General features: G+C 61.6%; 16 protein-coding genes. 13 read left to right on the top strand and 3 right to left on the bottom strand.

What is annotated here, in order from left to right; genetic code table 11:
• Nucleotides 1-173 precede the first annotated feature (173 nt).
• From E4631_RS11245 to E4631_RS11255, 3 genes are read left to right on the top strand one after another with little or no spacing between them, the layout of a single operon-like run.
• A complete protein-coding gene (locus E4631_RS11245) occupies nt 174-1,466 on the top strand; it encodes a sugar MFS transporter (RefSeq protein ID WP_133655317.1) in 1,293 nt (430 codons plus the stop codon).
• Nucleotides 1,467-1,468: 2 nt separating this feature from the next.
• A complete protein-coding gene (locus E4631_RS11250; RefSeq protein ID WP_133655316.1) occupies nt 1,469-2,521 on the top strand; it encodes a glycoside hydrolase family 43 protein in 1,053 nt (350 codons plus the stop codon).
• Complete coding sequence (locus tag E4631_RS11255; protein ID WP_133655315.1) at nt 2,522-3,694, top strand: glycoside hydrolase family 26 protein; 1,173 nt, start codon at nt 2,522-2,524, stop codon at nt 3,692-3,694. It abuts the gene before it with no gap.
• Between the two features lie 198 nt (nt 3,695-3,892).
• On the opposite strand, the gene E4631_RS11260 is transcribed toward E4631_RS11255, so the two are convergent.
• Entirely contained in the window at nt 3,893-6,052 is a 2,160-nt protein-coding gene (locus tag E4631_RS11260) for a glycosyl hydrolase (RefSeq protein ID WP_133655314.1), read from the bottom strand.
• A 176-nt stretch (nt 6,053-6,228) separates the two neighbouring features.
• Here E4631_RS11260 and E4631_RS11265 point away from each other — a divergent pair, with 176 nt between their 5' ends.
• The 7 genes from E4631_RS11265 (at nt 6,229) to E4631_RS11295 (ending at nt 11,875) form a co-directional block, all read left to right on the top strand.
• Nucleotides 6,229-6,597: a low molecular weight protein tyrosine phosphatase family protein gene (locus tag E4631_RS11265; RefSeq protein ID WP_133655313.1), complete on the top strand. Its 369-nt coding sequence runs from the start codon at nt 6,229-6,231 to the stop codon at nt 6,595-6,597.
• A gap of 26 nt (nt 6,598-6,623) precedes the next feature.
• On the top strand, nt 6,624-7,664 hold the full coding sequence (gene lpxD / locus E4631_RS11270) for a UDP-3-O-(3-hydroxymyristoyl)glucosamine N-acyltransferase (protein ID WP_133655312.1): 1,041 nt from the start codon (nt 6,624-6,626) through the stop codon (nt 7,662-7,664).
• 159 nt (nt 7,665-7,823) lie between these two features.
• Nucleotides 7,824-9,221, top strand: coding sequence for a bifunctional UDP-3-O-[3-hydroxymyristoyl] N-acetylglucosamine deacetylase/3-hydroxyacyl-ACP dehydratase (locus E4631_RS11275; RefSeq protein WP_133655311.1), 1,398 nt, complete (start codon nt 7,824-7,826; stop codon nt 9,219-9,221).
• 115 nt (nt 9,222-9,336) lie between these two features.
• Entirely contained in the window at nt 9,337-10,143 is an 807-nt protein-coding gene (gene lpxA, locus E4631_RS11280) for an acyl-ACP--UDP-N-acetylglucosamine O-acyltransferase (RefSeq protein ID WP_133655310.1), read from the top strand.
• Between the two features lie 11 nt (nt 10,144-10,154).
• The gene (locus tag E4631_RS11285) at nt 10,155-10,793 is read left to right on the top strand and encodes an ATP-binding cassette domain-containing protein (RefSeq protein WP_240734831.1); all 639 of its coding nucleotides are present in this window, start codon (nt 10,155-10,157) and stop codon (nt 10,791-10,793) included.
• A gap of 44 nt (nt 10,794-10,837) precedes the next feature.
• Nucleotides 10,838-11,425 (top strand): Uma2 family endonuclease, encoded by a 588-nt coding sequence (locus E4631_RS11290; RefSeq protein ID WP_133655309.1) that lies wholly within the window; start codon nt 10,838-10,840, stop codon nt 11,423-11,425.
• 93 nt (nt 11,426-11,518) lie between these two features.
• Nucleotides 11,519-11,875 carry a hypothetical protein gene (locus E4631_RS11295; RefSeq protein ID WP_133655308.1) on the top strand — a complete coding sequence of 119 codons (357 nt, stop codon included), beginning with the start codon at nt 11,519-11,521 and terminating at the stop codon, nt 11,873-11,875.
• Nucleotides 11,876-11,964: 89 nt separating this feature from the next.
• On the opposite strand, the gene E4631_RS11300 is transcribed toward E4631_RS11295, so the two are convergent.
• Together E4631_RS11300 and E4631_RS11305 are read right to left on the bottom strand one after the other, a co-directional pair.
• Nucleotides 11,965-13,512 (bottom strand): aryl-sulfate sulfotransferase, encoded by a 1,548-nt coding sequence (locus tag E4631_RS11300; protein ID WP_133655307.1) that lies wholly within the window; start codon nt 13,510-13,512, stop codon nt 11,965-11,967.
• A gap of 175 nt (nt 13,513-13,687) precedes the next feature.
• The gene (locus E4631_RS11305) at nt 13,688-14,503 is read right to left on the bottom strand and encodes a DUF4197 domain-containing protein (RefSeq protein ID WP_133655306.1); all 816 of its coding nucleotides are present in this window, start codon (nt 14,501-14,503) and stop codon (nt 13,688-13,690) included.
• A 113-nt stretch (nt 14,504-14,616) separates the two neighbouring features.
• Here E4631_RS11305 and E4631_RS11310 point away from each other — a divergent pair, with 113 nt between their 5' ends.
• The 3 genes from E4631_RS11310 (at nt 14,617) to E4631_RS11320 (ending at nt 17,907) form a co-directional block, all read left to right on the top strand.
• The gene (locus E4631_RS11310; protein ID WP_133655305.1) at nt 14,617-15,882 is read left to right on the top strand and encodes a competence/damage-inducible protein A; all 1,266 of its coding nucleotides are present in this window, start codon (nt 14,617-14,619) and stop codon (nt 15,880-15,882) included.
• Between the two features lie 32 nt (nt 15,883-15,914).
• Nucleotides 15,915-16,457, top strand: coding sequence for a hypothetical protein (locus E4631_RS11315; protein WP_133655304.1), 543 nt, complete (start codon nt 15,915-15,917; stop codon nt 16,455-16,457).
• Between the two features lie 100 nt (nt 16,458-16,557).
• Nucleotides 16,558-17,907 (top strand): phenylacetate--CoA ligase family protein, encoded by a 1,350-nt coding sequence (locus E4631_RS11320; protein ID WP_133655303.1) that lies wholly within the window; start codon nt 16,558-16,560, stop codon nt 17,905-17,907.
• Nucleotides 17,908-17,978: the final 71 nt, after the last annotated feature.

Here is a 17,978-nt window from a genome sequence, read left to right on the forward strand (position 1 = left end):
AAAGGTGGGAATGGGGAAAGGCGGCAGGGGCGAAGGTCGGGCGAAAGCGCGGGTAAGTTCTGGTATTTTTTCAGCAAAAATGAGTACTCCCCGGCACTCGACTGGGTTTTAAGCACTACCAGTATAGGCGTAGCGAATACCTTAGAGCCTGGATTCTACTTTTCCCACCCCACATGGCTATCCCAGTTTCTACCCCGGTTGCCCAGCCAACCGCTACAACGGACCTTACCCCTACCCCCCGCTACGGCTCGGCCCTGGCCGCCGTGACCACGCTATTCTTCCTCTGGGGCTTCATCACCTGCCTCAACGACATTCTGATTCCCTACCTGAAGGCCATTTTTCAGCTTTCCTTCGCGCAGGCTAACTTCATCAACCTGTGCTTTTTTGGGGCTTATTTTCTGATGAGCATTCCAGCGGGCAAGCTGGTGGCGCGGGTGGGCTACAAGCGCGGCATGCTGCTAGGCTTCGTGGTGGCGGCCATAGGAGCGTTTTTATTCTACCCAGCGGCGGCGCAGCGGGTGTACGGGCTGTTTTTGGGTGCGCTGTTCGTGCTGGCCTCGGGCATCACCATTTTGCAGGTGGCGGCCAATCCGTACGTGGCCATTCTGGGGCCGGCGCGGTCGGCTTCGGCGCGTCTCACGCTCACGCAGGCGTTTAATTCGCTGGGTACGTTTCTGGCGCCACTGCTGGGCAGCGCCCTCATTCTGAGCCACCTGCCTAAGCTCAACACGGCGGCCAGCGCCGCCAGCATCGACGTGACGGCCGTGCAAACGCCCTACCTCGTTATCGGCACCGTGCTGCTGCTCATCAGCCTGCTGCTGAGCCGCGTGAACCTGCCCCAGATTGTGCCCGCCACCGAAGCCGCCAGCCTCGCCGTAGATGCCGACTCGACCCGCGCCTGGCACTACCGCAACCTGGTATTTGGGGTGGTGGGCATTTTTGCCTACGTGGGGGCCGAGGTGTCCATTGGCTCGCACCTGGTTAGCTACCTGGCTTTGCCCGATGTGATGGGCCTCGACCCCAAGTCGGCCGGCGACCGGGTAGCGCTGTACTGGGGCGCCGCCATGATAGGCCGCTTTGGCGGCGCGTACCTGCTCAATAAAGTGGCGCCAGCCAAAATACTAGCCTTCAATGCGGTTTGCGCCGTGGCGCTGATGCTCATCTCCATCAATACCACGGGCCCCCTCGCCATGTGGAGCCTGCTGGCCGTGGGCCTGATGAACTCGATTATGTGGCCCGTGATTTTTCCGCTGGCGCTGGCCGGGCTGGGGCGCCACACCGAGGAAGGTTCGGGGCTGCTGTGCACCGCCGTGGTGGGCGGCGCGCTGGTGCCGCTGCTGTTTGGCACGGTGGCCGACCACGGCGGGCTGCGCCTGGCGCTGCTGCTGCCCGTGCTCTGCTACGCCTACATTGTGTGGTATGGGCTGCGCGGCAGCCGCCGGCCGGGCGCCGTTTTGGCCAGCTGATTATGGCGCTGCGAAATGTATTCTGGCTGGGCAGCGTACTGCTGCTGAGCCACGCTGGCTTCGCCCAAAAAGCGGCCCCTACCCCCCTCAAAACTTCCGGCAACCCTGTTTTTCCCGGCTGGTACGCCGACCCGGAAGCCGCCATTTTTGGCTCGCAATACTGGATTTACCCCACGCTTTCGGCCGTAGTGGGCTACACCTACCCCACCGACCAGGCCGACCCGAACGCGCGCATCTCCTACGCCCAACAGGTGTACCTGGACGCCTTTTCCTCGCCCGACCTCGTGCACTGGACTAAGCACCCGCACGTGCTCGACACGGCCAGCGTGAAGTGGGCGCACCGGGCCGTGTGGGCCCCGGCCATCGTAGCCAAGGGGGGTAGGTACTACCTATTTTTCGGGGCCAATGATATCCAGAACGACCAGCAGCGCGGCGGTATTGGGGTGGCGGTGGCCGACAACCCGGCCGGCCCATTCAAGGATTACCTGGGCCACCCCCTGGTCGGCAAGTTTGAGAACCATGCCCAGCCCATCGACCAGTTCGTGTTTAAGGACGCCGATGGCAAGTACTACCTCGTGTACGGCGGCTGGCAGCACTGCAACATTGCGCGGCTCAAGGACGACTTCACGGGCTTCGTACCCTTTGCCGATGGCACTGTCTTTAAGTCCATTACGCCCCAGGGCTACGTGGAAGGACCGGTGATGTTCCGCCGCCAGGGCAAGTACTACTTCATGTGGAGTGAGGGCGACTGGACCGGCCCCGACTACTCGGTGGCCTATGCCGTGGGCAGCTCACCCTTTGGACCTTTTCGGCGGGTGGGCAAGGTGTTGCAGCAGGATGTGAAGATTGCCACCGGCGCGGGCCACCACTCGGTGCTGCACGTGCCGGGCACCGACCGCTGGTACATCGTGTACCACCGCCGCCCACTCGGCGACGCCGAGGGCAACCACCGCGAAGTGTGCATCGACGCGCTGCATTTTGACCAGGCCGGCCGCATTTTACCCGTAAAACTGACCACGCAGGGCGTGCGCGCCGAGCCCCTACCCCCCCTCTAAATGAGCAAGCTTCTCCCCCCAAATTTTGCCGCGCTGCTGCTGGCCGCGCCGTTGCTGCTGGCCGGTTGCGGCACCGGCCGCGTGGGCCAGCCGGCCACCAGCCGCCGCTTTCCCTACCCCACGCCGGTGGTTGATAAGCACGCCACCTACCAGACCAAAGCCCTATTCTACAACCTGCGGCGCCTGCAAGGGCAGTCCATCCTCTTTGGTCAGCAGGATGCCACGCAATACGGCATTGGCTGGCGCGACGAGCCCGACCGCAGCGACATCAAAAGTGTGTGCGGCTCAAACCCGGAAGTGTATGGCTGGGACGTGGCCGAGGTGGTGAATGCCACGCTCCGGGGCCGCTCGGTGGCCACTGACACCACGCTGCGCCGCCACCGCCAGCTCGTGCTCGATGCCTACCAGCGCGGTGGCCTCAACACGTTTTGCTGGCACATGGACAACTTCGTGACCGGCAAAAACTTCTACGATACTACGGCCGTGGTATCGGCCATCCTGCCGGGCGGCAGCCACCACGCAGCGTATCTCAAAGCCCTGGACATCGCGGCCGACTATTTCCGGGGCCTGCAAGCGCCCGATGGCACGGCGGTGCCCATTATCTTCCGGCCGTTTCACGAGCACACCGGTTCGTGGTTCTGGTGGGGCCGGCGGCACTGCACCACGGCCGAGTTTACGCAGCTCTGGCAATTCACGGTCAAGTACTTGCGCGATACTAAGCAGGTGCACAACCTGCTTTTTGCCTACTCACCCGACCGCGTACCCACTATGGCCGCCTACTTTGAGCGCTACCCCGGCGATGCTTACGTGGACGTGCTGGGCTTCGACGACTACGGCGATTTCAACACCATCAGCACGCCCAACAAAGGCGTGACGACGCTGGCCGCTATCGTGACTGAGGCTCAAAAGCGCCACAAGATACCAGCCCTCACTGAGGCAGGCCTGGAAAAGCTCACTGCTCCCGACTGGTTCAACGACAACCTGCTGGGCCAACTTAAGGCCGACCCGCAGGCCCGCCAGATTGCCTACCTCATGGTGTGGCGCAATGCCCACACCGGCCACTTCTACGCTCCCTACCCCGGCCACAGCAGCGTATCCGGTTTCCTGAGCTTTTACCAAGACTCGCTGACGGGGTTTGAGAACGACCACCCGCAGCTCTACACCGCGCCGTAGGGGGGTAGGGCCAGTTTTGGCAACGCCTAAAAAAAGGAGCGCTTTCCCAGCCTGGGAAAGCGCTCCTTTTTTTAGGCGTTGCTCCTTTAAGTATCTTGATTATCAGCTGCTATAACTTCCGCTACTAGTCGTAGAGCAAAAAAAGCCCGTTAGGAATCAGATTCCTAACGGGCTTTTTTTGCTCTACTAAACTGAAAATTAATTAGTTACCACTACACGCTGGCTAAGCGCTGCCTGGCCGGCCGGGCGCACCACCAGCTGGTAGATGCCGGCCGCCACGCCCGCCAGGGGCACCTGAAGCTGATTGTCGCCGGCTTGCAGGTGGGTGCGTAGCGTTAGCATACGCTGACCTAGTGAGTTAACCAGCTCCACGTTAGCTTCTTGGGCAACGGGCAGGCTCAGGCGCACAGTGAGATTGCCACCCTGCCCGGGGTTGGGATACACCGTGAGGCCGGCGGCCGTAGCGGCAGCCCCGCTGCGGGCAGCCAGCGCCGTGGCCGCCCAGTCGGCCAGCTTATCCTTGGTAATAATATCGCGGTCGTTGTAGAGACTGGTGAGAAAGCCCACCGGCTGGCTGCGGATGTAGCTGCCCTGCCAGGCGCAGAACCACGACCACCAGGTAGCGTAGCCCCTAATCTGGTCGGGATTGGCCAGGCTTTCGCTTTCGGTGAGGGCTATCAGCTTGTTGGGGGCCATGGCCCGCATCGCGGTCCAGTTGCCTGAGATGTTCACGTTCGGTTCGGGGGTCGGGCTAGACTGGTAAATGTCGTCGCCGGCCACGTCTACGTAGGCATCGCCGGGGTACCAGCTGGCATCAGGCATGGCATTAGCCGAATATACCCAAATCAGGTTGTGCAGCTGGTTGCGGCCCGTCATGCGGGTGTACATGAGCTGCCACAGCTTCTTAAAGTTGGCCGCGCCCTGGTTGCCCCACCAGAAAAATGTGCCGGGAGTTTCGTGCAGGGGCCGCCACAGCACCGGAATATTGGCCGCCTGAAACTTCTTGAGCTGAACGGAAATCAAGTCGATATCTTTCAGCAGCAAGTGGTAGTTAGCACTGGTAGTGTCGGCTAGGGCGGTGGCGAAGTTGAAGTTCGTGTTAGTGGTGTAAAAGGCCCCAGCCGGGTCACCGGTCGGGTTGGCCGTCGTCACGTTGTCGGCGGGAGCACGCCAGTGCCAAATCAGGGCCGTGATGCCGCGGCCGTTGCCACTCGGGCTCCAGGTGAGGTAGCGCTCGGCGTCGGTAGAGGGGCCGTAGCGCGCCACGGCCACCGAGGCGTAGTTGAGCAGGTCCATGCTCACGATGGCCGGCTCCTTGCCAGTGGTAGCCAGCACATACTTCACCTCCGAGCCGCTGTTGCCGTACTGGTCGTCCTGCTGCCCCGAAAGAGTTTTAGTACCGTACAAATCAACGAGGTACGCGTGCAGGGCCTTGGCCTTGGCCGTGGCGAGCGGGTCAGAAAGCTGCTTAACCGGCTTGGCTGGCAGCGCCACCGACGTTGCCGTGAGCTGGATGTAGTCGATGCCGTAGTAGCCATAGTTGCCACCAATCGACACGATGTTGACGCCGGCGGGCAGCAGGAAGGTACCCCCGTCGGCGACCATGAAGTCGGCGCCGGCTGCAGTTTTTGCCAGCGAAGCCGTGGACTTGGAGTTGTTCACCGTCAGGTTGGCCACCTTCAGGTCGTAGGGCGACGTGTAGCCAATGCTCATTTTATAAAGCCCCGCAGTGGGGTTATTGAACACGATGTCAACGTGTTTCGCGTCGGTATTATCAAAGTCCGTGAGGTAGCCGGCGCCAGAAAAGCCCGTAGGCGTAGTGGCCACGGTCACGCCGCTGAGCACACCGGCCTCGGCTTCGGCGCGGCCATTAACAAGGGGCACGAGCTGGGCCACGGGCTGCAGCTCGATGTAGTCGATGCCAAAGGCCCCCTGACCAGCGGCAATCGCCACTTTGTTGTTGGTAGCCGTGAAGTTGAACGTGCCTGCGGGCAGCGAGCCAAAGCCCGTGCCGGTAGTGGCCAGGGTTTGCGAATTGGCTACGCGGTTCACCACCACGCGGGCGGTGGCACTCGCCGTGGCGCCGGAGGTGTAGCGCACCACCAGGCTGTAGGGAGCTGCCTGGGCTGGAAAGGTAAAAATCAGGCTGTCAGTGCTACCCGAAAAGTCGGCTACGTAGCCGGTACCGGTGTAGCCCGCCACCGTCGTCCGTACGGTGGGACCCTTGAGGGTGGCACTTTCGGCTTCGAGGTGAATCGTTTGGGCCCAGCTGCGGCCGGGTAGCAGCAGCGCTAAGAGCAGTAAGATGCCGGGCCAGCGGCTGGGCATCAAGGACGAGGAGGAGTAGGAAAAGGACATAGGGTAAACGTGACTTGGTGGGGTAAGTACTTGGTAGAAAAAGAGTTTGCAAAAACCAACGCTGCGGATTGTGGTCCCGCTTAGTTGGTTAGTAAAATTAACTTTTGCAAAACGCGTTGGTTAATAGATATTTACCGTTTTCTTGCTCTGTAAACTCCCATTCTGCAAACTCGTCGGTGCCTACCCCATCCCTACCCCCCCTGCGCCAGCTCCTGTTCGTGTGCAGCCAGAATCGCTGGCGCAGCCTCACGGCCGAGCGCTTATTCGACGACCACCCGCACCTGCTGGCACGCTCGGCGGGCACCGAGCCAGGCGCCCGGGTGCGCGTGGCGGCCGGCCACCTGGGCTGGGCCGACGTCATCTTCGTGATGGAAAAAAAGCACGCCGACCGCCTGCGGGCCAAGTTTGGGTCAGCGCTGCACGGCAAGCCAATTATCAACCTGCGCATCCCCGACGACTACCAATTTCAGGACCCGGCGCTGGTGGCGCTGCTGCACGAGCGGCTGCGCGCCTACTTCGGCACCGACGTGGCCGACATACGGTAACGCGCGCGCCCGTACTTTTGCCCCCTATGAAGTTTACCGTTGCGCAGATTGCCCAGGTGGTGGGCGGCACCGTGGAAGGTGATGCCGAGGCCACCGTGTCGAGCCTGGCTAAGATTGAGGAAGCCGGACCCGGCGCGCTGGCCTTCCTGGCAAATGCCAAGTACGAGCCTTTCCTGTATTCGACCGGCGCCACGGCCGTCATCGTCAGCCCCGACTTGCCGCTGCGCCAAGCCGTTGCCGCTACCCTCGTGCGGGTGGCCGACCCCTACTCGGCCTTCACCAAGCTGCTCGAATTTTATGCCCAGGCCACGCGCATGGGCAAGCGGGGGGTAGAGCAGCCCAGTTACCTCGCCGAAAGCGCCACCATCGGCGCCGGGCACTACCGGGGCGCGTTTTCGTACATCGGCGACAACTGCGTGCTGGGCGAGAACGTGTTGATTTTTCCGCACGCCTACATCGGCGACCGGGTGCGCATCGGCGACAACTCCATTATTCACGCCGGGGCCAAGATTTATGCCGACACCGTTATTGGCCGGCGCTGCGTTATCAAGGCCGGCGCGGTGGTGGGCACCGATGGCTTCGGCTTCGCGCCCCAGCCCGACGGCTCGTACAAGGCCATTCCGCAGATTGGCAACGTGGTGCTGGAAGACGATGTGAGCATCGGGGCCAACACCACCATCGACTGCGCCACGATGGGTAGCACCCTCATTCGGCAGGGCACCAAAATCGACAACCTGGTGCAGGTGGCCCATAATAATGAGATTGGCCGCCACACGGTTATCGCCGCCCAGTCGGGCCTGTCGGGCTCGGTCAAAATCGGCGATTTTTGCGTGCTGGCCGGGCAGGTCGGCATCGTGGGCCACATCTCGGTGGCTAGCCACACCACCCTGGCAGCCAAAACTGGCCTGCAAAAATCGGTGCGCGAGGAAGGGCAGGTTTTGCAGGGCTACCCCGCCTTCTCCCTGCGTGAAAACCAGCGGTCGGCCGTCATTTACCGCCGCCTGCCCGAGCTAGAGCGGCGCCTCGCTACCCTCGAAAAAAACCAGCCAGCGCCGGATAAGCCTTAGCTTTGCAGCCGGCTTAGTTGTCAGTTGTTGGTTGTCAGTTGTTAGTTGCCCGTTATTGATGGCGCCGGAAGCGGGTTAAATAGCCTGTCTTTCAGTTAACTACTTAGCAGACGCCTACCTTCCTGACAACAGACAACTAGCAACTGACAACTAGTAGAAATGAACGACAAACAACACACGATTAAGGCCCCCGTCACGGTGCGGGGCATTGGGCTGCACACGGGGGCGGAAGCGACGATGACGTTTTGCCCGGCGCCCGTGGGACACGGCTACAAGTTTCAGCGCGTCGACCTGCCGGGCCAGCCCTTGGTCGATGCTGACGTCGACAACGTGGTGGACCTCTCGCGGGGTACTACCATCGAGCAAAATGGCGCCCGCATCAACACCGTGGAGCATACGCTGGCCGCGCTGGTGGGCTTGCAGCTCGACAACGTGCTCATTCAGCTCAGCGGCCCCGAGCCGCCCATCATGGATGGCTCGTCGTACGAGTTTATCAAGGCCCTGAACACGGTGGGCTTTGAGGAGCAGAACGCGCTGCGCAACTACTACGAGATTCCGGATACCATTCGGTACATGGACAATGCGCGGGGCGTGGAAATTGCGGCCCTACCCCTCTCCGACTACCGCCTCACGGTGATGGTGGACTACAACTCGCCGGTTCTGGGCTCGCAGCACGCGTCGCTCACTGATATCAAGCAGTTTAGCGACGAAATTGCTTCGTCGCGCACGTTCTGCTTTTTGCACGAGCTGGAGCATCTCTACAAGTCAAACCTCATTAAGGGCGGTGACCTGAGTAACGCCATTGTGGTGGTTGACCGCGTAGTGAGCGAGGATGAGCTCGATGATTTGGCCGCCATGCTGGGCAAGCCCAAGGTGTCGGTAAAGAAAGAAGGCATTCTCAACAACGTGGACCTGCGCCACAAAAACGAGCCCGCCCGCCACAAGCTGCTCGACCTGGTGGGCGACCTGGCCCTGGTGGGCCGCCCGCTCAAGGGCCAAATTCTGGCTGCCCGCCCCGGCCACGCCGCCAACGTAGCGTTTGCCAAAAAAATAAAGAAGCGGATGCTGGAAGACCGCACCAGCGCCGTGCCGTTCTACGACCCCAGCCGCGAGCCGGTGATGGATATCAACCGCATTATGCAGGTGCTGCCCCATCGCTACCCCTTCCTGCTGCTCGATAAGGTGATTCACCTCGATGCGCAGATGGTGACGGCCGTGAAGAACATTACCATGAACGAGCCCTTTTTCCAGGGCCACTTCCCCGGCAACCCCGTGATGCCGGGCGTGTTGCAGATTGAGGCCATGGCCCAGACCGGCGGCATCCTGGTGATGAACACCGTGCCCGACCCGGAGAACTATTGGCAATACTTTTTGGGTATTGAGAATGCGCGCTTCCGCAAAAAGGTACTGCCCGGCGATACCGTTATCTTTCACTGCCAGCTCACGGCCCCCATCAAGCGTGGCATCGCCAAGATGAAAGGCCAGGCTTTTGTGAATGGCAAAGTGGTGTGCGACGCCGAGATGAGCGCCGCCATCGTCCGCAAGGACAACGTTTAGTTTTCAATTATGAATGATGAATTATGAGTTATGAGTTGGCTGGTGAGTCCCATTACCGCCCCAACCATCATTACATAATTCATAACTCATAATTCATAATTCATAATTCCCAAAAATGCTTTCTCCCCTCGCTCATATCCACCCAGCCGCCCGGCTTGCGCCGGGAGTTACCGTTGAACCGTTTACTACTATTTACGGGGATGTGGAGATTGGCGAAAATACCTGGATTGGGCCCAACGTGACCATTATGGATGGGGCGCGGATTGGGGCGAACTGCCAGATTTTTCCGGGCGCAGTGGTGTCGGGTGTCCCGCAGGATTTGAAGTTTGCCGGTGAGGTGACGACGGCCCACGTGGGCGACTACACCGTGCTGCGCGAGTGCGTGACCGTGAACCGCGGCACCATTGACCGCGGCCGCACCGTGGTGGGCAGCCACTGCTTGCTGCAAGCCTACGTGCACATTGCCCACGACTGCTTGGTGGGCGACCACTGCGTGATTTCGAACGCCACCCAGATGGCCGGCCACGTGGTGGTGGGCGACTGGGCCATTATCGGCGGCACCACGGCCATTCACCAGTTTACGAATATCGGCCCGCACGCCTTCATCGCGGGGGGCTCATTGGTGCGCAAAGACGTGCCACCCTTCGTGAAGGCTGCCCGCGAGCCACTGACTTACGCCGGCGTGAACTCGGTAGGCCTGCGCCGCCGCGGCTTCAGCGAAGAGCAGGTGAATGAAGTGCACGAGATGTACCGCGTACTCTACCTGAGTGGCCTACCCCTGCTCGACGCCCTGGCCCGCATCGAAGCCGAATTGCCCGCCTCGGCCGAGCGCGAGCAGGTGGTGAAGTTTGTGCGCGCCGCGGCCCGTGGCATCATCAAAGGCCCAAGCCGCGGCATGCTGCCCGAGGAAGGCATAGATTAGTCACTTGTCACTTGTCCTTAGTCATTACCCTTGATGCCCAAGGCCTGGGCCGCCGCTACGGCCGCCAGTGGATTTTCCGGCGCCTGAGCTACGATTTTCGGCCGGGCACGGCCACGGCCATTCTGGGGCCCAACGGCGCGGGCAAGAGCACGCTGCTCAGCATCCTGGCCGGGCAGCTGCTGCCCACCGAGGGCCAGGTGCTTTATACGCTGGGCGGCCAGGCCCTACCCCCCGCTGCGGTGCCCAAGCACCTGGCCTACTGCGCGCCCTACCTGGAGCTGCCCGAAGACTTTACGCTGCTGGAGTTGTTGGCTTTTCATACCCGCCTCAAGCCACTGCGGCCCGGCCTCACGGTGGCGGGGCTGGTCGATATCATGTACCTGCATAAGGCGCGCCACCAGGCGGTACGCACGTTTTCGTCGGGTATGAAGCAGCGCCTCAAGCTAGGCATGGCCCTGTACGCGGCGGCACCGTTGCTGCTGCTCGACGAGCCCACCACCAACCTCGATGCCCAGGGCGCGGCCTGGTACCAGGAGCACGTGGCCCGCGTGCGCGACGCCGGCCGCCTGGTCATCGTATCATCCAATGTGCCGGCCGAATACGCGTTTTGCGAGGGTCAGGTGCAGATTACGGACTTTCAGCAGGGGTAGGCGGCGCTTGCTTACTTTTGGGTAAACCAGTCGCCCTACGTCTTATGTCTGCTGCTCGTCAACTTGCGTTCCCTGCCGTTTCGCCCGAAGAATATCTAGCAACCGAGCGTACCGCTTCTTTCAAAAGCGAGTACTACAAGGGCGAAGTATACGCGATGGCTGGCGCCAGCAACGCGCACAATCTGGTAAACCTTAATACGGGAACAGCGCTCAACATTGCGCTGCGTGAGCGCGACTGTACGGTTCGCGTGAGTGACCAGCGGCTGCAAGTCAAGGAAAATGGCCTGTATACCTACCCCGACTTGTCGGTGGTGTGTGGGCCGCCGCAATTCGCCCCTGATAAGTACCTGGATACCTTGTTAAACCCCATTTTGCTGGCTGAAGTACTCTCAAAAAGCACGGGGGAATATGACCGGGTAGGCAAGTTTTTTCTTTATAAGGACATCCCCACGCTGCGGCATTACTTGCTTATCGAGAGCACACAGCCCATTGTGCGCCTGGCTACCTGGCGCGAGCCTAAGGTGTGGGCCTTCGACACGTTTGAGGGCTTGGCGGCGGTGGTACCGTTGCCGGCCATTGGGGTGGAATTGGCGCTGGCTGACATCTACCGCAAGGTGCCGCTGGCGCAATAGAAGCAGGCTTTCGCCAACCCATTTCGCCGCCCGCCGTATCTTCGCCCTACCCCCTAAAATATCATTCAAATTCCTTCTACTGCCATTTTTGCTATGCGACAGTACGACAACCTAGACGACGACGACCTCGCCGACGACGATAACCTCGACGAGTTTGCCCGCACGGGCGGCGCCAAAACCAAGGGTTCCAGCGAAGACCAGCTGTCGGCGAAGTACGCCGACTACCTAATGTGGCGCGATACGGGTTCCTCGCACGACGAGGCGCTCGACCTGGCCTCCATGACGGAGGAAGAATTTACGACCGCCGAAGCGGCCGAAGACCCCGATGGTATCAGCGGCCTCGCGCCACTTGAGGACGACGACGACCTCGATGCCGACGATGATGACGATTCATTCGGCAGCAGCTCGCGTAGCCGGGGCAGCAGCAACGACTACGACAGCGACTATTAAAGCAGTGACAAATGACTAGGGACTAATGACTAATGTCGTTCTGCAGTGAGAACGACATTAGTCATTAGTCCCTAGTCATTTGTCACTGCTCAATAGATGCTTTCGCGCTGCGCGCGGTGGAAGGCGAAGCCGCCGACATCGCTCAGCTGCATCTCAAACAGCACCTTTTTGGTGGCGTAGTCAACTTCGATAATCTTGCCGCCCTGGCCAGTGGTATTGGGCACTAGGTAGCCGGGGCAGAACAGGATGTGGTTGACGGCCGGCAGGTACTGCACCCGCGACACGATGGCCGAGTACGTGTCGTCGCCGCGCTCCTTGCCGTAGGTCCAGATTTGCTGCACCGTGCGGGCGCTGGGGTCAACGCGGTACTCCACGGCGCGGCTGTAGTGGCTGGGGGCGTTGCGGATAAAGTTGCGGTTGGTACCGTTGTCGAAGAGCAGCAGGTCGCCGTTGGGCATGAGCTGGATGGAATGCTGGTACCAATTCCACTCAAAATCGGGATGATTGGCCGAGCCGTTGACCACGGCCGTGTCGGCAATGGCCTGGCCGCTGGCGTCGAGCGGCGTGAAGAGCAACTGGCTCAGGTCCTGGCCCTGGTGGTTGGGGCCCCAGCTGCGGTGCGGGGCCAGCAGCCACTTCACGTGGTTGTCGTAGGTGAGCTTCACTACCCCCTGGTAGCGGCCCGATACGATGATGGTATTGTCGGAGGGGTCGTAGAGCACCGCGTTGGCGTGCAACCAGTCAACGGGGTCGGGCTCTAGGGCGTGGCGGTTTTCGTTGAGACTATGCTTGAGGTCCCACTCGGTGAGCACGCGGTTGGCGTGGCGGTCAATTTCGACCACGTAATCTTCGTCGGTGGCCGTACCGTCGGGGTGGGTGCTGCCGGTTTTGTTCACCGTCACCAGGAAATTGCCGTCGGGCTTCTCATATAGTTCGTGGTGAAACGTGTAGCCCGGCAGGCTCCAGCGGTTGATAATAGTACCGTACACATCGACCTCGAAAAGCTGGCTGGTCGTCTTATCGCCGAAACAATAATTGCCGTTTTGCAGCCGGCTGATGCCGCAGTCGTAATTAAGCTGCCCCAGCTCGGCCAGGGTGCGGTAGTCGAGCAGCCAGCGAATTTCGCCGTAATTATCTACGATGAGCGGCATCTGCGGGTCGGAGGCGCTGAAGTTGCTCACCAGCGTGAAGTCGCCGCCCAGGGCCGCGCCCGTGGGCTCGGCCGTCACGAGGTCGGTCGGCATATTGGGGGGTAGGGCGGCGGTCTGGATGGTGAGCGTGGTATCGGCCAGCACCTGGCCGGTGGGGTTCACCAGCGATACCGTGACGCTGTTGGCGTAGCTGGCATACAGGCCCATAATGGGGATATCATGCACCGTGCCCTCGTCGTTGAACTGCTGCGTGAGGTCGGAGGCCGTGCCGTGGCGGCCGTGCACTACCAGGCGCAGCCGGCCACTCTGGGGCGAGTTGAGCGTGAGACGCGCCGTGAGCGGCGCGTAGCCCGAAGGGTTGAGCGTGAGGGCTCCCGACCCGAAGGTGAGGCGCAGGGGGATGGTAGGGCCCGGCGTAAGGTCGGCGTCTTTCCGGCAGCTGGCGAGCAGGCATAAGCCCAACGCTAGCACACATGTAAATTTCATGAAAACAACAGATTAGGTTATTGGTAGTTTATCAGATTTAAAACTAGCCTGACAGTTTAATCCGGCCAAATACCCCAACAAAAAGCCCTGGTCGCGGGGCGACCAGGGCTGAACTATTATCGACGGGTAGCGCGCTCACCTCGACCAACTAAGGGCCAGGCTCGGCTCCGGAAAATTATTTGGCGCCAAACACGCGCTTGAGCAGCGCCGTGGACTGCGCGGCCGGATTCTGGCGGATTTTGGCCTCCTGCTGGGCCAGCAATACGAACAAGCCATCGACGGTTTGGGCCGTTACGTAGTCGGTGAGGTTGTTTTTGGCGGGCGTCATAAGCGGAATCTTGTTGTAGCGCTCGATGAGCTTGGCGTAGGCCGCGTTGGCGCCCACCTGGTCGAGGCTCTGCACGATGCTGGGGCGCAGGGCGGCGTTGAGGGCAGCCTCCGAGTTTTTGCGTAGTAGCACGGTGGCGGCGTCCTTGCTGCCGCTGGTCACGAGCGAGAGCGCATCGCTCAGCGAGAGATTTTGCAACGCATTGAGGAAGATATCCTTGGCGGCGGGCGCGGCGGCCTCGGCGGCGCGGTTCATGAGGTTGGTGGCCTGCTCCACGGCCTGCTTACCCACGGGGCCGGGCAGCACGTTGAGGGTAGTAGCCACGAGCTGCGCATCGGGCGGGAAGGGAATGCGGATGTCGTCGTTCAGGTTGAAGCCGTCGGGCTCCGAGGCAAAGGCCACGGCCTTGGTGATGCCTGTGGTGAGCGCCTCGCGCAGGCCGCTGCTCGCCTCGGCCTCGGTGAGGGGCGCTACCGGCGCGGGGGCGGGGGTAGGCGCGGCGGCCGGGGCTTTGGCGACCGTGGTAGTGGTTTTTTTGGTGGTGGTGGCCTTCACCGGAGCTTTTTTGACGACGGTAGTTTTCTTGGTAGCCGTCGTTTTCTTGGTTTGGGCAAGGGCAGGCGCGGCGCTAAGCAAGGCCAACGCCAGGAGTAGATTTTTCATAAAGTGGTAAAAGAAAAGGCGGGCCTGAAAACCGGACGGCTCGTATAGCTGTCCTGCAAGCACTGCGGCGCAAAGTTCCCCACAAAACCCTGCCAAACTTCCCTACCCCCTTCATGGACGTTGAAATCATGACCATCGGCGACGAGCTGCTCTACGGGCAGGTCGTGGATACTAATTCGGCCTTTATGGGCCAGCAGCTGGGCCGCCTGGGCCTGCGCGTGCGCCAGATAACGAGCGTGAGCGACCGCGCCGACGAGATTGTAGCCGCCCTCGACCAGGCCCGCCAGCGCGCCACGGTTATCCTGATGACCGGCGGCCTCGGCCCCACCAAAGACGACCTCACCAAGCACGTGCTGGCCCGCTACTTTGGCCGCGAGCTGGTGCTGCACGAGCCCACGCTACACCACGTAGAAGGCATTTTCAAGCGCTTCAACCGGCCCATGCTCGACGTGAACCGCCAGCAGGCGCTGGTGCCCGCCGGCACAGAGGTGCTGCACAACGCCGTGGGCACCGCGCCCGGCATGTGGCTGGAGGACGGCGGCACGGTGTTCATCAGCATGCCTGGCGTACCCTTCGAGATGAAAAAGCTGATGACCGACGAGGTGCTGCCCAAGCTCCAGGCCAGGTTTCAGCTGGCGCCCATCGAGCACGTGGTCATTATGACGGCCGGGCTGGGTGAGTCGTTTCTAGCCGAGAAAATCAAGGACTGGGAAAACGCCCTACCCCCCAACGTGAAGCTGGCCTACCTGCCCAGCCTGGGCAGCGTGCGCCTGCGCCTCACCGGCACGCCCGACGGCCAGCCCGACCTGCGCCCCCGCATGCTGGCCCTGGTGCCGCTGCTGCGCCAGTACATCGGCGAGTACATTTTTGCCGAGGAAGACTCGCCGCTCGAAGTAGTGGTGGGCCAGTTGCTGAAGGCCAAAGGCTGGCAACTCGGCACCGCCGAAAGCTGCACCGGCGGCGCGGTGGCGGCGCGCCTCACCAGCGTGCCGGGCAGTTCGGCCTACTTCCGGGGCAGCGTGGTGGCGTATGATAACGACCTCAAGGAGAGCCTGCTGGGCGTGAACGCCGAAACCCTGGGCCAGCACGGCGCCGTGAGCGAGCCCACCGTGCGCGAGATGGCCGAGGGCGCCCGCGCCCGCCTGGGCTGCGACGTGGCCCTAGCTACCAGCGGCATTGCCGGCCCCGGCGGCGGCACGCCGCTCAAGCCGGTGGGCACCATCTGCATCGCCTGCGCTACCCCCGCTGGCACCGTGAGCCGGCAGATTAACATCGACCGCGGCCGCCAGACCAACATCGAGTACACCACCCAGGCCGTGCTCATTTTGCTGTGGCAGCAGCTGGCCGGGCATAAGGAGGCCGAGCTACTGAAGGTGTGAGCTACCTTAATTAGAAGTAGTACTTTCGTTTCGTGGATTTTCCTCGTGCCCAAGCTGGCTTTCGGTTGTTTTATCTGCTGCCCTGCGCCGCTCTGGCGGCGGTTCTGGCCGCTGCTGGGGCGGCCGGCTGGGCAGCGGCCAGCATTGGCTTAGTGGGGGGCTTGCTGCTCAGCTCTGTTGAGGCCGGGACGGAAATTAGCCCCGACTTGAGCCAGAGCCGGCAATACCTATCCTTACTTCGCTGGCGAGTGGGCCGCTGGCAGTCCCTACCCCCGGTGGTAGGGGTAACCTTGAAGTATTACTCCACCCTTGAAAAGGGTGATACTGCAAGCACAACTAGCTGGGGAGTGTGGAGTAATCCCCGTAACCGCCACGAGGAATTGATTGTCATGCTTTCGCTTCAGCAAAGAACGAATGGCTTTATCCTGGCTCATTTCAGTCCCGACGATGTGAACGACGCTATTGACTTTGCGCACGATACGGCGGAGCGCTTTCGGGTGCCGGTCAATCAGTACCTGCCGGCCCATTTGTATCAGCCGCTGCCGCCAGCTAGTGGCGGTAAGCAGAACAAGTAAAGCTGTCGAAGTTGCGACGATGGTACGGGAGTACCGGTAATAACAAACGTTTGTTAGTTTTGCAGCGTTAGCCGGCTTTCTTCCCACCCTGGCCCACCCCATGCTCTTCCAACCCGATATTGAGCGGCTGCCCCTACCCCAGTTGCGCGCCCTGCAAAACGCCCGGCTTAAGGAGCAGGTGGCCTACCTGGCGGCACGGGTGCCGTTCTATCAGCGCAAGTTTGCGGAGGCGGGCATCAACCCGGCCACGTTTCGTGGGCTGGAGGATTTGACCAAGCTGGGCTTTACCAAGAAAGCCGACTTTCGGGATAATTACCCATTAGGCCTCTTCGCGGTGCCCGAAAACGAGGTGGCGCGGCTGCACTGCTCCAGCGGCACCACGGGCAAGGCCACGGTGGTGGGCTACACGGCCGGCGACTTGGCCATTTTCTCCGAAGTGGTGGCGCGCTCGCTGGTGGCCGCCGGCTGCCGGCCGGGCATGAAAGTGCAGAATGCCTACGGCTACGGCCTCTTCACGGGCGGGCTGGGCCTGCACTACGGCGCCGAGCGGCTGGGCCTCACGGTCATCCCGGTATCGGGGGGTAGCACCGACCGGCAGCTGCAATTGCTGCAGGATTTTCGGCCCGAAATTCTGTGCGCTACCCCCTCCTATGCCCAGGTGCTGGCCGAGGAGTTGCACCGACGCGGCATCGCCCCCGAGGCCATCAACCTCAAGCTGGCCGTGCTGGGTGCCGAGCCCTGGAGCGAGGCCCTGCGCACGCAAGTGCAAGATGGCCTGCACGTAGCGGCCACCAATATCTATGGCCTGAGCGAGATTCTTGGCCCCGGCATCTCGCAGGAAGACGTGGACGAGCGCGGCACCGGCAGCTACATCTGGGAGGACCACTTTTACCCCGAAATCGTGGACAAAGATACCGGCGAGCCGGTGCCCGAAGGTCAACCGGGCGTATTGATTTTCACCACGTTGACCAAAAAAGCCCTACCCATTCTGCGCTACTGGACGGGCGATATTACCCACCTCACCTACGACCACTCGGTGAAGCGCACCCACGTGAAAATGGGCCCAATTCGGGGCCGGGCCGACGATATGCTCATCATTCGGGGCGTCAATTTCTTCCCTACGCAGGTCGAGGATATTATCAGCCAGCTGCCGCACGCCAGCCCGCACTACCAGGTGGTGGTGACGCGCCAGGGCAGCCTCGACGAGGTGGCGGTGCACGTGGAAGTGGCCGAGCCGCTGCTGCGCGCGCTGGGCCTGGCCGCTACCCCCCTCACCGCCACGCACGTGCAGCAGCACGACGCCCTGCGCGCGCTGCAAGGCACCTTTGCCAAAAAAATCAAGGATAATATCGGCCTTAGTATGCGGGTCTTTTTGCTGGGCAGCGGGCAGCTGCCGCGCAGCGAAGGCGGCAAGCTGAGCCGGGTGCTGGACCGGCGGGCGGAGAGGTAGCCGTAGTAGCGCGAACTTTGTAGTTCGCGGCCCAGAACGATAATCGTTACGATGGCGCGGGGACGCGAACT

It is taken from the genome of Hymenobacter sp. UV11, from assembly GCF_004684095.1.
GTDB lineage: Bacteria > Bacteroidota > Bacteroidia > Cytophagales > Hymenobacteraceae > Hymenobacter.

Coding starts and splice junctions, on each gene's coding strand:
- E4631_RS11245 (WP_133655317.1), top strand. CDS start 174: ATGGCTATCCCAGTTTCTACCCCGGTTGCCCAGCCAACCGCTACAACG.
- E4631_RS11250 (WP_133655316.1), top strand. CDS start 1,469: ATGGCGCTGCGAAATGTATTCTGGCTGGGCAGCGTACTGCTGCTGAGC.
- E4631_RS11255 (WP_133655315.1), top strand. CDS start 2,522: ATGAGCAAGCTTCTCCCCCCAAATTTTGCCGCGCTGCTGCTGGCCGCG.
- E4631_RS11260 (WP_133655314.1), bottom strand. CDS start 6,052: ATGTCCTTTTCCTACTCCTCCTCGTCCTTGATGCCCAGCCGCTGGCCC.
- lpxD (WP_133655312.1), top strand. CDS start 6,624: ATGAAGTTTACCGTTGCGCAGATTGCCCAGGTGGTGGGCGGCACCGTG.
- E4631_RS11275 (WP_133655311.1), top strand. CDS start 7,824: ATGAACGACAAACAACACACGATTAAGGCCCCCGTCACGGTGCGGGGC.
- lpxA (WP_133655310.1), top strand. CDS start 9,337: ATGCTTTCTCCCCTCGCTCATATCCACCCAGCCGCCCGGCTTGCGCCG.
- E4631_RS11290 (WP_133655309.1), top strand. CDS start 10,838: ATGTCTGCTGCTCGTCAACTTGCGTTCCCTGCCGTTTCGCCCGAAGAA.
- E4631_RS11295 (WP_133655308.1), top strand. CDS start 11,519: ATGCGACAGTACGACAACCTAGACGACGACGACCTCGCCGACGACGAT.
- E4631_RS11300 (WP_133655307.1), bottom strand. CDS start 13,512: ATGAAATTTACATGTGTGCTAGCGTTGGGCTTATGCCTGCTCGCCAGC.
- E4631_RS11305 (WP_133655306.1), bottom strand. CDS start 14,503: ATGAAAAATCTACTCCTGGCGTTGGCCTTGCTTAGCGCCGCGCCTGCC.
- E4631_RS11310 (WP_133655305.1), top strand. CDS start 14,617: ATGGACGTTGAAATCATGACCATCGGCGACGAGCTGCTCTACGGGCAG.
- E4631_RS11320 (WP_133655303.1), top strand. CDS start 16,558: ATGCTCTTCCAACCCGATATTGAGCGGCTGCCCCTACCCCAGTTGCGC.